This window comes from Listeria weihenstephanensis (genome assembly GCF_003534205.1).
Classification (GTDB): domain Bacteria; phylum Bacillota; class Bacilli; order Lactobacillales; family Listeriaceae; genus Listeria_A; species Listeria_A weihenstephanensis.
This window is the reverse complement of the sequence record NZ_CP011102.1, coordinates 2040847-2059250: the sequence shown is the minus strand read 5'-3', so window position 1 is coordinate 2059250 and position 18404 is coordinate 2040847. Positions and strand designations below refer to the sequence as shown.

Here is an 18404-nt window from a genome sequence, read left to right as displayed (position 1 = left end):
ATTCCTCGCTTTTTTAATGCAAGGCTTGACATGTGTGGTAAAATAATTAGTGAGAATAGGATCGTGGAGGCTTTTAAATGATTTATTTTGATAATAGTGCAACGACGAAACCGCTAGATGCGTGCGTGGAAACCTATACAAAAGTAGCGACGAATTATTTTGCGAATCCGTCGTCGCTTCATCGGTATGGCGCGAAGGTGAGCGACTTGCATGAACAGGCGCGAACACTTGTGGCAGGAATGCTTAGCGTGAGTCCTGAAGAAGTTATTTTTACATCGGGTGGGACGGAAAGTAACAACATGGCGATAAAAGGCATCGCTGGTTTCTATTCTAATAGAGGGAAACATATAATTACGACGGCAATCGAGCATCCATCCGTTCAAAATACGATGCGGTATTTGGAGACGCAAGGCTTTGAGGTCACGCGCCTTCCTGTAGACGCATCCGGTGTCATTTCGGTGGCAGATTTGAAAAATGCATTGCGCGAAGATACGATTTTAGTGTCTGTGATGCATGTGAACAATGAAGTCGGCTCTGTGCAACCGATAGCGGAGATTGCGACGCTACTTGAGGACCGAGAGCAGACGTTTTTTCATGTGGACCATGTGCAAGGTTTGACAAAAGTGGCGCTTGATATGGCAGGGATCGATTTAGTGAGCGTTTCTGGACATAAAGTGCATGGCTTGAAGGGAACTGGCGTTTTAATAAAGAAGAAACGTGTATCATTGACGCCGCTTTTAGATGGTGGTGGACAGGAATTTGGGCTGCGTAATGGAACGGAGAATACGGCTGGAGTAGTGGCGTTTGCGAAGGCTTTACGAATCGGTTTGGAGGATCAAAAAGCGCATTTCACAGACTTAGAGACGATTCGTGATTATTTGCTAACGGCGCTTGCCGACATTCCGGAAGTATCGATTCATACAGATAAAAAGAAGGCCGCTCCTCATATTTGCTGTTTTTCCGTTATTGGGCATCGCGGTGAAATTTTAGTCCATGCGCTCGAGGAATATGAAATGTATGTTTCGACGACAAGCGCGTGTTCTTCCCGTGCCAAACTCGCCAGCAGTACGTTAAAAGCAATGAAGGTGACGGATGAAGAGGCGGTAGGTGCAGTTCGCGTGAGCCTGTCTTATCAAAACACGATGGCAGAAGCGCAACGTTTTATAGAAGTAATACAAGTGATTATCAAAAATTTGAATGAAGTGGTGAAATGATGAAATATGATCGTATAGTCGTTCGGTACGGCGAATTATCAACAAAAGGCCGTAATCGGAAACAGTTTATTAAAAAATTAGCGCATAATGTGAAACGCGCAATTGCAGATTTTCCAGAAGTGAAAGTGTTTGGCGAACGGGATCGGATGTATTTGCTATTGAATGGAGCGGATGATCAGGTTATTTTAGAGCGTTTGCGTCCGATTTTCGGCATTCAGTCGTTTAGTCCGGCGGTTCGGGTACCTCAAGATTTGGAGGAAATGAAGCAAGCTGGGTTGTCACTTGTACGTGCGATGCATCAGCCAGGTGGTAGTTTTAAAGTGAATGCGCGCCGTGCGGATCGTTCGTTTGAGCTCGATACGAACGGGATTAATCAGGAGCTTGGCGGGTATATTTTGCAGAATATGGAGGATTTACATGTTGATGTGAAGAAGCCAGACGTGAAGTTGCTTGTAGACGTTCGAAGCGAAGGTATTTTCTTGTCATGCCAAACGATTCAAGGTGCTGGTGGCTTGCCGGTGAGTTCTTCTGGGCGCGCGATGTTGATGCTTTCGGGCGGGATTGATAGTCCTGTTGCGGGGTATTTGGCGATGAAACGTGGCGTTGAAGTCGAGGCAGTGCATTTCCATAGTCCACCATATACGAGTGAACGCGCGAAGCAAAAAGCGGTTGATTTAGCTGGTAAATTGGCACAATATAGCGGTCAAGTACAGATGCATGTTGTACCATTTACAGCGATTCAAGAAATGATTAAAAAACAGATTCCAGAAGGCTTTACAATGACAGTGACGCGTAGGATGATGTTGCGGATTACGGATGAACTGCGTCGCCGTCGTGAAGGATTGGCGATTGTGAATGGTGAGAGTTTAGGCCAGGTGGCGAGTCAGACGCTAGAGAGCATGCTTGCGATCAATGCTGTGACGCCAACGCCGATTATCCGACCTGTAGTATCGATGGATAAAAATGAGATTATTGAGATTGCACAAGCAATTGATACGTATGATATTTCGGTACAGCCGTTCGAGGATTGCTGTACGATTTTCACGCCTCCTTCTCCAAAAACACGCCCTAAATTAGAAAAAGTAGAGCGTTACGAGAGCTTTATCGATTTTGAGGCGATGGTACAAGAAGCTGTGAATATGACAGAAACATTTTCAGTGGAAGTTGCTGATACGAAGAAAGTACAGGATGAATTTTCAGATCTATTTTAAAAAAGTGAGACGATGCCCAATTTTGCGGTATCGTTTTTTTTGTAGTGAATTTTGTGATATTTCAGACATGTTTTTTCAATTGTTGTTAGGGTAAAAAATAAATATAGCCAAGTCAGCGCTTGTGAAAATGATCGTTGGCTTGAATTTGAAGGAGGAATGAATATTATGGTAGACGATAAAGGCAAGAAGGATCAATTAAAAGGTGATGTCAAAGAAAAGACAGGGAAATTGACTGGCGATAAAGAGAAGCAGACAGAGGGCTTTGTGGAGAAAACGAAGGGCAAAGTGAAGGAAGCCGCGTCGGATGTAAAGGAAGCCGCAGAAGGCTTGAAAAAAGGTATGAAAAAGGAATCGGATAAAGAGAAATAACAGGTATTCGTATGGAAAAGTCGTTCTTATGAGCGGCTTTTTTTGATAAGGTCAAACTAGGATGTGAATCTATTTTGCATAAAATAAGCGATAATATACATATAAAACGCATAAATAAGCGTAATTATTTATAAAAAACCATTTGACATTATAAATATACAGGTTTATAATAAGTTTTATCATAAAAAATAAGAAGGGTGGGAAAAGCATGAAAGTTTCGATTATTGGAGCAACAGGTTATGGAGGTCTTGAATTACTCCGATTGTTACATCAACATCCGCACGTTGAGATCGTATCTTTGCATAGTTTCTCCGCCCAGACGGACGATATATCGCGATTCTACCCTCATCTACATACGGTTTATCATCATGAGCTTGCCGAGATTGACGTGACCAAAATCGCGGAGGAAAGTGAAGCTGTTTTTCTAGCAACGCCTAGTGGGGTGGCCAAGGAAGCAGCGCAACCGTTTATCGATGCGGGAATGAAGGTCATTGATTTGTCGGGAGATTTTAGGTTGTCGAAGGAAAAATATGAGAAGTGGTATAACAAGGACGCGGCGCCTGAGGCTTATTTGAATCAAGCGGAGTATGGGTTGGCGGAATGGCGCGAGAATGTGGAGACGACATTTATTTCGAATCCTGGTTGTTACGCGACGGCGACTTTGCTTGGTTTAGCGCCACTTGTGATGGAAGGTAAGATCGAGGCTGATTCGATTATTGTGGATGCGAAATCGGGAATTTCAGGGGCGGGCAAGACGCCGAGTGCGAATACGCATTTTCCGGAGACGAACGAGAACATGACGCTGTATCGGATGAATCAGCATCAACATATTCCAGAGATTATCCGGCAGTTGCGTGTTTGGGACGCGGGGATTGATGCGATTACGTTTTCGACATCGCTCATTCCAGTGACGCGAGGCATTTTTGCAACGATTTATGTGAAGGCGAAAGATGCGACATCGACGGAGGAACTGCTTGCACTTTACCGAAAAAGCTATGATGGGAAGCCATTTGTGCGAGTTCAGGACAAGGATGTTTATCCGAGTTTGAAACAGGTGACGGCATCGAACTTTTGCGATATTGGGCTTTGTTATAATGAACGAACGAATATGATTACGATTGTTGTGGTGATTGATAATTTGGTCAAAGGGGCGGCGGGACAAGCGATTCAGAATTTGAATTTGATGGCCGGATTTGAGGAAACGGCTGGGCTTGATTTTATACCGGTTTATCCTTGATTTAGGGGGAAATACGATGGAGAAGCTATTAGAAAAAGAGGATTGGATCTTGATTGAAGATGGTACGATTGCGACGCCGCTTGGTTTCTATGCGGACGGGAAGCATTGTGGATTGAAGCGTAGAAAGAAGGATATCGGCGTTATTTTTTCGGAAACTCCTGCTGAAGCGGCTGCGGTTTATACGATGAATCAAATGCAGGCAGCACCAATTTTTATAACGAAAGATAGTTTGGCGGCGGATCAGACGTTGCAGGCAATCGTTGTGAATAGCGGAGTCGCGAATGCTTGTACAGGAAAACAGGGCTTGGAAGATGGTTTTGCGATGCGAGCGATAACGGCGAAGCATTTAGGAATTGCCGAAACAGCGGTAGCAGTGGCTTCGACTGGTGTTATCGGAGACTATTTACCAATGGAAAAAGTGACAGCGGGCATCGAATCGCTAGTTGTAAAATCAGGAACGAGCAGCGGTTTTCATGAAGCGATTTTAACGACGGATACAGTGCAAAAAGAACTAACATTGCAAGCTGAAATTGGCGGGAAAACGATCACAATTTCAGGCGTGGCCAAGGGGTCAGGAATGATTCATCCAAACATGGCGACGATGCTTTCGTTTATTACGACAGATGCGGCAGTTCCGGCTAAACTATTGCAAAAATTACTAAAACAAAAAGTAGATCAAACTTTCAATCAAATAACAGTGGATGGCGATACATCAACGAATGACATGGTGGTTGTGATGGCCAATGGATGTGCTGGAAATACTGCATTTTCGGAAGGGACGCCAGAATTTACTGCTTTTACAAAGATGTTTTACGCAGTATGTCAACATTTAGCGAAAAGCATTGCGAGAGACGGTGAAGGCGCGACGAAGTTGATCGAAGCACAAGTCAAAGGTGCGACGTCAAAAGAAGATGCGAGAATGATCGCGAAACAGATTGTATCATCGAGCTTGGTGAAGACCGCGATGTTCGGCGAGGACGCCAATTGGGGCCGAATTATCTGTGCGATTGGCTACAGCGGTGGACGTTTTTCACCGGATAATATCACAATAAAAATTGGCGAGACTGCCATTTTGGAGAAAAGTGAGAACGCAGATTATGATCCTGAGGTGCTTGCTGACTATCTACAAAAGGAAAACATTTTAATCGAAGTGAATTTGCATAGTGGTTTGGAGACTGGAACTGCTTGGGGATGCGATTTGAGCTATGATTATGTCAAAATAAATGCGTGTTACAGAACGTGAACTAAAGAGGGGCGTGGGATCGGATGAGTGAAATAATCGTTGTCAAAATAGGTGGCGTCGCGGGAAGTCATCTGCATGAAAGTTTTTTCAATCAAATCAAAACGTGGCAGGCGAACGGGAAACAGGTCGTGCTCGTTCATGGTGGCGGCGTGCAGATCAATAAAATGATGGAGGCCCTGCAAATTCCAGTGGAAACGAAGGCGGGCTTGCGCATCACGACAAAAGAGACACTTGCTGTGACGAAAATGGTGCTGATCGGACAAGTGCAACCGGAGATTGTAACGGCGCTCGAAAAGGAACATATTTCTGCGGTGGGGCTACATGCAGGAGACGCCGGGCTGATGCAGGCGGAACAATTGACGGACGGCGAACTCGGATTTGTCGGTGAAATCACGCTTGTTAAAACAGATTTGATATCTCATTTGACGGAGCAAGGAATCGTGCCAGTTATCGCGCCACTTGGCTTAACAACAGCAACACAGTGGTTGAATGTGAACGCGGATTTAGCGGCATGTGCCGTCGCGGCGGCGCTTCAAGCAGAGGAGCTTATATTGTTGACGGATGTCGCGGGAGTCCTTGATGCAGGCGAAGTACTGACGCATATCGACACGGCAGAACTCGGTGAATTATTCGCAAAAGAAGTAATCACGGGTGGCATGATTCCCAAACTCGCAAGCGCGAAAAATGCGGTTACACAAGGTGTTGGGCAAGTCATTATTACGAATGAAATCACTACCAAAGGGACAATAATAAGCGATGGGGTGAAAATAGGATGAGCGATTTATTTCCAACATATGCAAAATTTCCAATCGAGATTGTAGAAGGGAAAGGAACCGTTGTTAAAGACGCGAATGGCAAAGCGTATCTTGATTTTACATCGGGCATCGCCGTTTGCAATTTAGGACATTGTCACGACGAGGTACTGGCTTCTGTGCAAAATCAACTCGGTCAAATTTGGCATACATCCAACCTATTTGAAAGCAGTATTCAAGAACAAGTAGCGACTAAACTAATCGCTGGTGTCGACCGCGCTGTATTTTTCTGTAACAGTGGGGCAGAAGCCAATGAAGCCGCGCTCAAACTAGCGAAAAAACATACTGGATGTGATGAGATTATCACGTTCAAACAGTCCTTTCATGGTCGCACAATTGCCACGATGACGGCGACGGGGCAAGGAAAAATCCACGATGGTTTCGGCGCACTCCTTCCAGGTTTTACATACTTACCATACAATGATTTAGCAGCTCTTAAAAACATGATTTCTGGAAAAACCGCAGCTGTCATGCTAGAAGTTATTCAAGGCGAAGGCGGTGTACTCCCAGCTACGACGGAATTTTTAGTTGGCGCATCAGAATTATGTCAGAAAAACGGTGCCTTGCTCATTATCGACGAAGTCCAAACAGGAATGGGCCGTACTGGAAAACGTTTTGCTTTTGAACATGCCGGGATTGAACCAGACATTTTTACATTGGCAAAAGGGCTTGGAAATGGCTTGCCAGTTGGCGCGATGGTTGGGAAGGCTGAACTTGCGGAAACATTTGGGCCAGGCGTCCACGGTTCGACATTTGGTGGAAATAAAATCGCGATGGCGGCGGCAGAAACTGTCATTGATATCATTTTTGATGATGATTTCCTTGCAGGTGTGACTGAAAAGGGTGTTTATTTTAAAGAATTGCTCACTGAAAAAATAGCAGCAAACATCGTCGAGATTCGTGGGGATGGTTTGATGCTCGGAATAGAGTTGGAAACAGAGGCAGGCTCGGTAGTTAAGGCGCTACAAGAAATCGGATTACTCACATTGACCGCTGGCCCCAATGTTTTGCGAATTTTACCACCGTTAACGGTAACGAAAATAGAGCTTGAACAGGCGGCGAATTTGATCGCGTCAGTGCTTATAAAACAGGAAGTAGGGATGAAATAATGATGTATCATAAAGAAACGACTAAAGGTAAAGATATGTTGAGTTTACTGGAATGGAGCAATGAAGAAATCGCGGAATTGGTGCAGTTAGGCCTTGCGATTAAGACAAATCCAACGCATTACAGCCATACGCTGAGCGGCCAGATTTTAGGGATGATTTTCGATAAGTCATCCACGCGGACGAGAGTTTCTTTTGAGGCTGGAATTTTGCAATTGGGAGGTCAAGCGATTGTGATGTCGTCAAAAGAGCTCCAAATTGGGCGTGGCGAGCCAATCAAGGACACGGCGCATGTCTTGAGCGAATATATAAACGCTGTGATGATTCGGACGTTTAGCCACGAAGGCGTCGAGGAACTTGCCGAACACGCTTCGATTCCGATTATAAATGGCTTGACCGACCTACATCATCCATGCCAAGCGCTTGCCGATTTATTGACGATTTTTGAAGTGAAAAACACCTTTGAAGGCGTGAAACTTGCGTATATCGGTGATGGAAATAATGTATGTCATTCGCTACTCTTAGCTGCTGCAATGGTTGGCTTAGATATTTCATGTGCGATGCCAGCAGGTTATGAGCCCGATGAGATGGTTCTAAATGAAGCCTATAAAATTGCCACAAAAACAGGTGCTAAAATCGAGATTACGACTGATCCAATTCTTGCCGTTTCTGACGCTGATTTTGTATATACGGATGTGTGGACGAGTATGGGGCAAGAAGAGGAGAACGCGAAACGTTTTGCAGATTTCAAAGGCTATGCCGTGACGAATGAACTGGTATCACATGCCAAATCGGACTATCATTTCTTGCACTGCTTACCAGCACATCGCGAGGAAGAGGTCGCAACGACGGTTATCGATGGCCCCCAATCACTTGTCTATCAACAAGCTGGAAATAGACTGCATGCCCAGAAAGCTTTACTCGTGCTGATTTTAGGATAAAATGGAAATCCAGTACGTGCTCCTACGCATGTATTGGATTTTTGAATATTTGACAGGGCTAACATAGAGCAGTGGAATGGTAGTATATGGGCAATGAGAATAGTAAATGAGGTGTAATAGATGAAAAGTAGAGTGGCGTCTTGCGCTATTTGTGGAAAATCATTTACTGAAATAAAGGGACTTTTCTTAGCGATAAATACAGAAACAGACTGCCGGGATGCGCTTAGTCCATCAACGGAGTACGTGGAAATAACGAAAATATAAGAAAATAATCTCGGGATTGCTAGATACTACTAGTGATTCTGAGGTTATTTTTTTAATTATGATACGATAGACCAGATTATTTTGATTAAAGTTCATAAAGTTGTCACATTATGCGGGTTAGGAAGTGACATATTACAACTCTAATTAAATTTATACTACCAAATTATATGTTATGCTTTTTTTGTTACATAAATAAATTTATAAAAGGAGAACAACGAGATGGCAGAGATGAAGAGAAATAATGTAAAAGATTTTGGGGCACTTGGGGATGGAGATTTGACGAAAGATGATTCAGTAGCTATACAGAAAGCAATTGATGATTTGTACAAGTCACCGATTGATGGGGTTTCTGGATTATTTGAAGAAGGTGGAATTGTATATTTTCCTCCAGGTAGCTATGTGGTGAAAAAACCAATATATATAAAAAGGGCAGGAGTAACCTTGGAAGGGCTTACTCCAATGTCAACTCAAATAGTCCCTATAAGTGAAGAACTTGTTGGGAAAAAGTCATTTGATGATCAAACAGATGGGAATGCTGTATTCGAATTTGTTTACTATAATGGGGCTGAATTACCAGGAAATAGAACGTTTATTCGAAATATAGGCATAAGAAACTTAGGATTTAATCTAAGGGGAATAAATACGACAACAACTATACGTATTTTAAGACCTTATGATTTATGTCTTTTCGAAAACTTAATTTTCTTCAATATAAGAGGAACTGCAATCAAGGCTGTGGGTGAATATGGAGAAATACCTGATACTAAGGCTAAAGGTCTTGGACAAGGTCTTATATTACGAGATATCCACATAGATAATAGTGCAACAGTAAGTGATTCAATGACTAACGGTATATATACTACAACCACTAAACTTCTAGATAGTGGTCGGATTGATTTAGCTGAAAAACCAGCTATACACTTAGAGAATATAAATGAAAGCAGCCTTACTAATGTGAAATTCATTGCATGCATGAGTCAAGTAGATGAGAACGGGAACATAATACGCAAACAAGTGGGGGATGAGATGGTTAGAACTCCAGCTCAAGCACCAAGGCAAGGTGTTCTCTTAGAAGGCTGTGCAGGCATATCGATAAAAGAATCTTCCTTTACGAATATCTCGAAACCAGCAATTCATATTCGGAGAGGGACATACGGAAGGCAGATGCAGGCTCTATACCACTTTATTCAAAGTAATACATTTGAAGAGATAACGGGATCAGGAGTAACAATTGATGGAGGGGCACCACAAACAGATGACAAAGGGCGTAAGGGAGTCAGTCAAATCACTATCTCTGAGAATCGTTTCTTAGGTAATAGTATTAATCAATATGCGTATATATTAGATAATTGTGATCTAGTAACTATACGAGATCGTGCAACAATTTATATCGGGGAGAAAGCTAGTAATACAACTGTCTATGCAGTAGACACTAATTCAGGTATAACACCTAAAATTGTCGATAAAGGCTTGCGTAGTATAATTATGGGAAGAAAGTATAATACTCTGGATCAAGAGAATACCTACACTTTTAATACAAGAATAGAACCACGTCGAATAACAATACCGACTATTAGTAAAAATAATTTATATAATTCTAGCGTAAAAGATGTGGAAGGTGATATCGTTTTAGTTGCATCTGATGATAGTTCAGAACATAAGTTAGCAATATTGCGAAAGTGGATAGACGGCTCGTTAAGGTGGACATACATGCAAAGTGAGTTAGTGTTGGCAGGACAACTTGAAGCTATCAATCCTTTTTTAGTGGAGGATACCTATATTCGTGGTGTTTATTCAGGGGATGTATGGTCGCTCATTGTAACAGCAACGCTTATGGATGGCTCTGTTATAGTGAAAAAAGGTGGGACACTAAAAGATGACGGGACTTTTGAATTCTACTATAAAGGTGTTGTTAAAGAATTTAGAAGGTGTAAAGGAATACAGGTTGAAACGCTAGATAGAGCGGGGAATAAGTTAAGTGAGCATAATGTTGAAATAATCAGACCTACCCTTTTGATATCGCCAAATTACCAAGTTGGAGGCAGTTTTATAACGGGTAATTACACGATGGTAAAGACGCTAGGACTGTACGTAGCAGATGAAGATGTAGAATATCCAGGAGGCGACTTAAATTCAGATGGCAGCTTAAATATTATGCATTGCCTCGAATAAAGAAAATAACTAGTACTTATATTTTACGAGGGTATAATTCAGAACGTGTGAAGGTCATCTCAGTAAATGTTTTAACAGGAGAAATAATAGATGAAGCTTAATAGATAGGCGCATGCCTCCTCAATTATTTTAGATATTCAAATTTGAGGGGGTTAACACGCAGAGTTATGCTGTAAGGCTCCCTTTTTGAATAAAATTTAAAGAACTAAGATTTTGCTGCAGGATTCAGCCTAGTATAGCATTCCATCTATGCCAGAAAATATTATAGCGGCATATGGATTGTTGTATATGTATAGATTCAAGGTAAAAAAATTTTAAATCACCTAAAAAAGGATAACGCAGTGATTAAAATAGGTAAGGTGAATTATGAAAAAATTACTCAGAAGTCAAATGAAAAAAATATACTTTACTTGTTTTCAAAAGAAGAAAAAAATGTCGAATGGGATAGAATTAACTTATTTACACTACAAAAAAGTCAAGAGTGATCAGTTAGTAGTAGTTTTTAGTGCTATGACAAGCGGTGATAATAAATATGCCTATAATTATATTCGGACACTGAAAGAAATGTCTTGCAATCGATTATTTATACTTGATAATTTTGGACTAGAGAAACGAGGGGTGTTTTATCTTGGTGAAAATGGAAGCATGGATGTGAGGGATGCTGTGGAAGAATTAATTCAACAAATTGTGAAACAGGATAACATCAGAAAAACTATTTTCTCAGGATCTTCAAAAGGTGCATTTGCTGCATTATATATCGGCATACGTATGAGCGTTCAACATATTATAATCGGTTCGCCGATTGTGCAAATAAAATTATATTTAGAAGGAATTGCAAATGAGAACGCCCTTTTTAAAACAATATCGCAATCTCAGAATAATTCTAATTTATATGATGAATTATTGCTAGACACTATCTCTGAATTTGATTATGCAGGTAAAATATATCTGCAGTATTCATCCAATGAAGAAACATATCAGCCCCATACTCAAAGCTTGATAAAGCAGTTAAAGCAATATAACTATGAGATGGAATTAAACGAACAAGCATATCTTAAGCATGAAGACACGCGGCTCTTTTTCCCTGTTTTTCTTCATGAAAAATTAGGAATATATATTAAGACGGATAAAAAAAATTAGAAAACTTCAATTGAAAATTTCAGATGAAAGCACAGTAATAATACTCCATTGCACCATACAAAGCAGAATACAAACTTAAATAAAAAAGGAAGTGCATTTTTTGAAAAAATGGTTCATTTCTCAAAGTAGAAAATTATATTTTGGGTGGATTCAACGTAAGAAAAAGATGAGCAATGGCACTAGATTAACATATATACTGAATACAGTACCACAGAGCGACACACTTGTTATTGTTTTGAGTTCACTAGCTTTAGAAGGAAAATCTGTCTATAATCACGTTCGTTCACTGAAAGATACTCCTTATAACCGATTATATGTACTCGATAATTTTGGTTATGAAAAAAGAGGTGTTTTTTATCTAGGAGAGAAGAATGGGATGGAAGTTCGTGATGCGGTAGAAGAATTGATTGGTGAAATTTGTGATTCAACTGCGATTACTAAGAAAATTTTCACGGGTTCATGTAAGGGCGGTACAGCGGCAATTTATCTTGGGTTACGTTTAAAAGCTTCCAAAATAATTGTTGGGGCTCCGATGTACTATATTAGCGATTGCTTGAATATGAAATTGAGAGAATATCTGATTCCAATGTTAGACAAACGAAATCCCAATGGTGAGAATGAGTTAAATCAGGTTATTAGAGAGACGGTTCACAATGTAACTTTTAATGGGCAGATGTATGTCCAATACTCAAGTAAAGATGAATACTATCCTTCTCAAATTAGGCCGCTTATCAATGATTTGGAAGAGCAAAAAATATCCTTAGTTGTGGAGCAAGCTGATTATTTGAGGCACGACCATTGTTCGCGATATTTCTCAAGTTTTCTAAAATCTGTGTTAGCAGATGGAATAAAGTTGTCTAGTTAACCTAAGTCAGGAGTTTTTTTATGAGTGCTTCAAGTGTAGATACTAAAGTCAAATTGTTAAGGGAACAACAGTTATCCATCTTGAAAAATGTTATTGAAATATGTAAAAAATATCATTTAACATATTTCTTAGATGGCGGTACACTAGCTGGAGCTATCCTGCATAATGGTTTTGGTGCATACGACGATGATATTGATATTTCCATGCCACGAAAGGATTTTGAAAGGTTCATCAGTATTTGTCAAAATGAGTTGTTGCAGGATAATTATTTAGATTATTATACAACTAATCCTAACTATTATTTAACATTTGCAAAGGTGAAGAACAGAACTGTAAACTACCCAGAAAAAGATAGAGAGAGTCAAGACTACAGTCATGTTTTCATAGATATTTTCCCTCTAGATGAAATAAAAAGAAAAAAGGGTATAAGCACGAGTATGACTATGTTTTTAAACGATATCATCAAAAATATGATTTTCATGAGAAATAGCACTAAGAAGAGACAGAAAATCAAGATAGCGTATAGTTATCTTTTGCAATTAATAAAAACAGCCCACTTGTTTAGACTATATTATTTTTTATTCACTAGAGAAAAAAACGGAAAATATTATACAAACCATGGAGGCAGAAGGAAAACTACAAGGCATCAAGTTATTCAGAAAGAATTGTATATACCTGCAAAAAAATGTTATTTCGTGGATAGTTACTATGATATACCGAGGATACCCGAGGATATAATCGGAACGTATGGTATCGGGTATATGGAGCGATACAGGAGTAAAGTGACATATAGTCATGTAGATGTCGAGCGATTATAGGCTGTTTTTATACTAAGGGGGCGCAAAATGCTGACACAGATTCGAGAAGAACAGCTCGCTATCTTAAGATATTTCATCCAAATATGTGAAGATAATGGGCTAACATACTATTTAGATGGTGGGACACTTGCAGGGAGTCAGTTATATAAAGGCTATTTACCGCTTGATGATGACATTGATATTTCTATGCCACGTAGCGATTATGAAACATTGATAAAAGTGGTATCCTTGGAACATGATAGTACTTTTATTGTAGAATCGTTTCGCAACAACTATTCTTGTCATGTAACATTTGCTAAAATAAAAAAAAGAAATACGAGTTATTGGGAAGTAACAACAAAGCGGATGACCGAAAATTTTATTGATATATTTCCTTTGGATCAAGTGAAACGCAGAGAGGGATTGAAATGGATATTAAGGGTAGCTTTTATTCAAAACCTAAAAGGCCTTTTGTTTTTGAGGCAGATAAATAAGGATATAAGGTTTTCTAAAAAGATGATGCTCTACAGCACTTATTTTATTCCTTCTCTAGTTATTCACAAAATATTATATTATTTGATGACCTATCAGAATGGGAAAGATGCTCGATTTGTAGCTAATTTCCCTGGGATGGTTCGTAGTGAAGAACGTGCGAGCAAATATGAGGATTACTTTCCACAAATAAAGACAACATTTTGTGAAATTCAGGTGAATGTGCCCCGTAATAGCAAACAAATTCTGATTGATATTTATGGCGATCATGTACAACAGTATGTACAAGTGAAACATTTTGAAGTGAAGCGAAATAGCTCTATATGATTAATAACTAATGCTCAAGAAAGGTAAGCCAAAAACTGTTGAAATAAGCAAATCTTGGCGGTGACATACATGAATAAATACATGAAAAAAAACATAATTATCGGCGTCGGGATGCAGAGTGTTTATTTGTTAGCATCTTTTGGAATACGTACGTTATTTATCCATACGTTGGGCGAGGTATACGTTGGGATGGACCGCTTATTTTCTAATATCTTAACGTTGCTTTCCTTTGCAGAGTTGGGAATTGGCGAGGCAATTATATTCCAGCTATATAAACCAGTCGTTCAAAAAAATTATGATAAGGCTAGGGATTTTCTTCTTTTTTATCGGAAAATTTATCGATGGATTGGTAGCCTTATTTTTATTTTAGGATTGTGTCTGGTTCCTTATATTATGAGTCTTTCTTTACTTGGTGAGGCGGGGGATGTTGAGGTTGGTCTCATTTTTATTCTATATGTTGCGAATACAAGCCTTAGCTATTTCTTTACGTACCGAAAAGCCTTGTTTTTAGTGCAGCAACAAGAATATATTAATGTGCTCTATAAACAAGGTAGTTTCTTAGTACAAGCTGTTTTGCAGGGGATTTATTTGTACATGACGCACGACTTGATTGGCTTTTTGGTTATTCAAATTCTATGTACGTTTTTGTTTAATTTATTCCAATCTATGTATGCGTACCGAAAGTTTCCAGAGTATTTGAAAGGGCGACCGAATCCACTTGAAAAACTAGAAATACGGGCTATCGTGGAAAATGTGAAAGGGATCGTTCTATATATGGCAAGTGGTGCTTTAGTTTTTGGGACGGAGAGTATCTTTATCACGTATTTTTTAGGTCTACAAATGACGGGAATATATTCGAATTATACGCTGATTTTTAGTGCGGTTGTTAGTATTCTTGCAAGGGCTATGCGAGGATTGCTTGGTTCCCTTGGACAAATGAACGCTAAAAATGATTTGGAACAGTCCTATCGTGTTTTTAATAAATTGTATTTGGTAATTGGAATTGTTTACAGTGTGATTGGATTAATGCTTTTCTTCATTATTAATCCGTTTATTGGACTATGGATTGGGGACAGCTTTATTTTACCGCAATATGTGGTTCTTGTTCTTGTCATTCAGTTTTTTATAAATGGCATGCAATATCCAGCGTATTCGTACAGGACAACGCTAGGATTATATACGAATGGGCGATTATCACCAGTGGCTTTAATCTTTATTTACGGGGTTTTATCCGTTCTTTTGATACCGCGGATTGGCGTGGCTGGCAGCGCTCTTAGTATGTTTGCTGCACGGCTATGCACGACAACGTGGGTTGATCCGTATCTTGTATTTCATGACTTTTTCAAGCGCAAAAGTGGTAGGTTCATATGGCGGCATTATGGGATTATTACGCTATGCATCATGCTACTTAGTTTGCTGACTATCATTATTTGGTAGATTCGCATACATTGGAGTGAAAATAAAGTACATAAGTCGGCGTATTTATGATACGATTGGGAGGTAAAGAATTAAATTATTGGAGTGATGAAAGTGGAGATAAAAGTAAAATATGCAGCAGACCAAGATGCAAGACTAAATAAATTAGAACAGGGAGATTGGATCGATTTATACGCGAATGAAGAGGTTCACTTGGCTTCCGGCGACTATAAATTGATCGATCTGGGGCTTGCGATGGAGCTACCAAAAGGATACGAAGCCCATGTTGTACCGCGTTCTAGTACATATAAACATTTCGGGATTATTCAGTCGAATAGTATGGGAGTCATCGATGAAAGCTATTGCGGCGAGAATGATTTCTGGAAATTCCCTGCGATCGCGATGCGTGACACAGTCATTGAAAAAGGCGATCGAATTTGTCAGTTTAGAATCATGGCGAAGATGCCAGAGGTGAAAATAACTGAAGTAACAAGTCTTGGGAATGCAGATCGTGGTGGATTTGGTTCGACTGGGAAGAAATAACGAGAAAAAAGCGGGGCTGGGACATAACCCCGATAAATCGGCGAAAAGCGCTCGCATTCAGGGGATTTGGCGGACTTCCGGTTCTCACATACACCAGTATGCTCCGCTTCCGGCTTCCACCAAATCCCCTGAATACAAACGCTTTCGCTCGATTTGTTTAAAGCAGAATTTTTCGTCCTACCCGAAGAAATGGGAGGGCGCTTTTGCTTTATCTTGAGTTTTGTCCCAAGCTCACTTTGTTTATTATCTAAACGTGTTTGTATTACAAGAAATTACGTCTTACTTTATCCCAGAATGAATTATTATGCAATTTGATAATATTCACAAAGCGATCGCCAACTTCAAGTTTAATTTCATCTACATGTTGGATGCTAAGCGCCTCTGAATCCATCCCCATAATCGGGAAATCATTCACGCCATTTGCACGCATATCTAAACGCAATTTACGTTTTGGGCTCAAAATGAAGGATGAACCAAGTGTACGGTAGCGGTTATTGTTGATCGAAGCGAGCTCACTCACTTGCATGGATGGTAACAACGGATCTACAATCGAACCGTTAATGGATTTGTTGTAAGCGGTACTTCCTGTTGGCGTTGAAATAACCATGCCATCACCACGGAATGTTTCGAACAAGCTATCATTGATATACACGTCGATTTGCAGTGTACGAATGATCGATGAACGGATATTGAACTCGTTTAGCACGTAAAAAGCTTTGGAATTGTTTACCGTACCATAAATCGTTGGGTAACGGCGAACAAGCCAGCGATCTTCTGCCGCAGCTTTAATAATTTCATCGATTTGATGTACGTGGAAATCGCAATATTGTCCAAGTTGTTCGGTAAGCGCAATGCCTGCATATAAACAATCAGAACGGAAACCAGTTTCGCGAACGGATTTCAAGAAAGCGCCGTCTCCACCGATACTGATAATTGCTGTTGCCTCTTCGAAATCATCGGTCACTTCAAAACCGTATTCTTTCGTTACTTTTTTTAGTTCATCGGCATGTTTTTGTAATTCTTCTGTTTTGCGATAGGAAAAGTAAAAAATTGTTTCAGCCATACTAAAACCTCCAGAGTTCTTAATTAATTCAATCTCGACTTATTATAACACGAATGCTCACTACTAATCTTGTAAAAAATAAGAAATTTGCAAGTTTTACTGTAAAATGTGCCAGTTTTCCGTTATGATGGTTCTATGGTAATAAAAAAAGGGGGAAAAAATGTGAATGCAAAAAGATGGATAGCGATCGGAATTGTGGCTGCATTATTAGTAGTAAGCGGCATCACGAAGATCGCAAGTACGCTTCTCGCAAGCGATGATGAAAATGAAATGTCCCTTGTAGATTCGTTAATGGCGACGGATTCTGGTGTAGCGGAAGTGGTTATGGAAGAAGGTAACCCTGATAAACGGATTGCGGTGCTTTCGATTGATGGCGCGATTCAAGATACAGGTTCCAGTGACTCGCTTCTTGGCGGTAGTGAAGGCTACAACCACACGAGTTTCATGGATCAACTGGAGCAAATTCGCGAGGATGACTCCGTTTCTGGTGTGCTTCTAAACGTGAATTCACCGGGTGGTGGCGTTGTGGAATCGGCTGAAATTCGCGATAAAATTTTACAGATCAAAAAAGAGAAGAAGTTGCCCGTGTATGTTTCATTCGGGAGCATGGCCGCATCAGGCGGTTACTACGTTTCAGCACCAGCCGATAAGATTTTTGCGAGCCCAGAAACTCTGACTGGTTCGATCGGTGTTATTATGCAAGGGTATGATTTCAGCGAATTAATGAAGAAAGTCGGTATTTCGGATAACACGATTAAGAGTGGGAAATATAAGGATATCATGAGTTCGACGCGCCCGATGACGGCAGAAGAAAAAGCGATTATGCAGTCGATGATTGATGATTCTTACAGTCAATTCGTGAAAGTCGTGGCGGAAGGTCGTCATATGACAGATGCCGAAGTTCGCAAAATTGCAGATGGTCGGATTTACGATGGTCGCCAAGCGAAAGCGAACGGCTTAATCGATGCGTTTGGATATGAAGAACAAGCGCTTGATGCTCTGAAAAAAGAGCAAGATTTAAAAGGTGCACAAGTGTTTGAGTACGATTCAAGCGGTGGCAGTTTAGCGTCGTTATTCTCATCGTCTGTTAGTCAAATCGTTGGACAAAAAAGTGAGGCACATCAAGCGGTTCAGTTGATGAATATGATGGAAGCGCCTCGTTTAATGTACTTGTATGGAAAATAAGGGAGGA

The 18404-nt window shown here is 40.3% G+C and carries 18 protein-coding genes; 17 read left to right on the top strand and 1 reads right to left on the bottom strand.

Going from position 1 to position 18404, the window contains the following annotated elements; translation table 11 throughout:
* Positions 1-77: 77 nt before the first annotated feature.
* From UE46_RS09975 to UE46_RS09905, 16 genes are all read left to right on the top strand, one after another.
* The gene (locus tag UE46_RS09975; RefSeq protein WP_036061533.1) at positions 78-1214 is read left to right on the top strand and encodes a cysteine desulfurase family protein; all 1137 of its coding nucleotides are present in this window, start codon (positions 78-80) and stop codon (positions 1212-1214) included.
* The gene (gene thiI, locus UE46_RS09970; protein WP_036061532.1) at positions 1214-2425 is read left to right on the top strand and encodes a tRNA uracil 4-sulfurtransferase ThiI; all 1212 of its coding nucleotides are present in this window, start codon (positions 1214-1216) and stop codon (positions 2423-2425) included. Before UE46_RS09975 ends, thiI begins: the two co-directional genes overlap by 1 nt.
* Before the next feature lie 165 nt (positions 2426-2590).
* The gene (locus tag UE46_RS09965) at positions 2591-2794 is read left to right on the top strand and encodes a CsbD family protein (protein WP_036061531.1); all 204 of its coding nucleotides are present in this window, start codon (positions 2591-2593) and stop codon (positions 2792-2794) included.
* Between the two features lie 208 nt (positions 2795-3002).
* A complete protein-coding gene (gene argC, locus UE46_RS09960; protein ID WP_036061530.1) occupies positions 3003-4031 on the top strand; it encodes an N-acetyl-gamma-glutamyl-phosphate reductase in 1029 nt (342 codons plus the stop codon).
* 46 nt (positions 4032-4077) lie between these two features.
* Entirely contained in the window at positions 4078-5274 is a 1197-nt protein-coding gene (argJ, locus tag UE46_RS09955) for a bifunctional glutamate N-acetyltransferase/amino-acid acetyltransferase ArgJ (RefSeq protein ID WP_036061598.1), read from the top strand.
* A gap of 23 nt (positions 5275-5297) precedes the next feature.
* A complete protein-coding gene (gene argB / locus UE46_RS09950; RefSeq protein ID WP_036061529.1) occupies positions 5298-6050 on the top strand; it encodes an acetylglutamate kinase in 753 nt (250 codons plus the stop codon).
* The gene (locus UE46_RS09945) at positions 6047-7195 is read left to right on the top strand and encodes an acetylornithine transaminase (RefSeq protein ID WP_036061528.1); all 1149 of its coding nucleotides are present in this window, start codon (positions 6047-6049) and stop codon (positions 7193-7195) included. Before argB ends, UE46_RS09945 begins: the two co-directional genes overlap by 4 nt.
* Complete coding sequence (argF, locus tag UE46_RS09940; RefSeq protein WP_077912556.1) at positions 7192-8133, top strand: ornithine carbamoyltransferase; 942 nt, start codon at positions 7192-7194, stop codon at positions 8131-8133. Before UE46_RS09945 ends, argF begins: the two co-directional genes overlap by 4 nt.
* A gap of 120 nt (positions 8134-8253) precedes the next feature.
* Positions 8254-8397 carry a hypothetical protein gene (locus UE46_RS16320; RefSeq protein WP_159103106.1) on the top strand — a complete coding sequence of 48 codons (144 nt, stop codon included), beginning with the start codon at positions 8254-8256 and terminating at the stop codon, positions 8395-8397.
* A 219-nt stretch (positions 8398-8616) separates the two neighbouring features.
* Positions 8617-10569, top strand: coding sequence for a glycosyl hydrolase family 28-related protein (locus UE46_RS09935; RefSeq protein ID WP_036061526.1), 1953 nt, complete (start codon positions 8617-8619; stop codon positions 10567-10569).
* A gap of 366 nt (positions 10570-10935) precedes the next feature.
* Entirely contained in the window at positions 10936-11709 is a 774-nt protein-coding gene (locus tag UE46_RS09930) for a hypothetical protein (RefSeq protein ID WP_036061525.1), read from the top strand.
* A gap of 100 nt (positions 11710-11809) precedes the next feature.
* The gene (locus tag UE46_RS09925; protein WP_051492982.1) at positions 11810-12574 is read left to right on the top strand and encodes a hypothetical protein; all 765 of its coding nucleotides are present in this window, start codon (positions 11810-11812) and stop codon (positions 12572-12574) included.
* Between the two features lie 20 nt (positions 12575-12594).
* On the top strand, positions 12595-13392 hold the full coding sequence (locus UE46_RS09920; RefSeq protein ID WP_118907585.1) for a LicD family protein: 798 nt from the start codon (positions 12595-12597) through the stop codon (positions 13390-13392).
* 27 nt (positions 13393-13419) lie between these two features.
* On the top strand, positions 13420-14190 hold the full coding sequence (locus tag UE46_RS09915) for a LicD family protein (protein WP_118907584.1): 771 nt from the start codon (positions 13420-13422) through the stop codon (positions 14188-14190).
* Between the two features lie 81 nt (positions 14191-14271).
* Positions 14272-15627 (top strand): lipopolysaccharide biosynthesis protein, encoded by a 1356-nt coding sequence (locus UE46_RS09910; protein ID WP_143812881.1) that lies wholly within the window; start codon positions 14272-14274, stop codon positions 15625-15627.
* Between the two features lie 87 nt (positions 15628-15714).
* Entirely contained in the window at positions 15715-16149 is a 435-nt protein-coding gene (locus UE46_RS09905) for a dUTP diphosphatase (RefSeq protein ID WP_036061520.1), read from the top strand.
* A 262-nt stretch (positions 16150-16411) separates the two neighbouring features.
* Here the strand turns inward: UE46_RS09905 and UE46_RS09900 are convergent, their stop codons facing one another.
* A complete protein-coding gene (locus UE46_RS09900) occupies positions 16412-17212 on the bottom strand; it encodes an NAD kinase (RefSeq protein ID WP_036061632.1) in 801 nt (266 codons plus the stop codon).
* Between the two features lie 162 nt (positions 17213-17374).
* Here UE46_RS09900 and sppA point away from each other — a divergent pair, with 162 nt between their 5' ends.
* Positions 17375-18397, top strand: coding sequence for a signal peptide peptidase SppA (sppA, locus tag UE46_RS09895; RefSeq protein WP_036061634.1), 1023 nt, complete (start codon positions 17375-17377; stop codon positions 18395-18397).
* Positions 18398-18404: the final 7 nt, after the last annotated feature.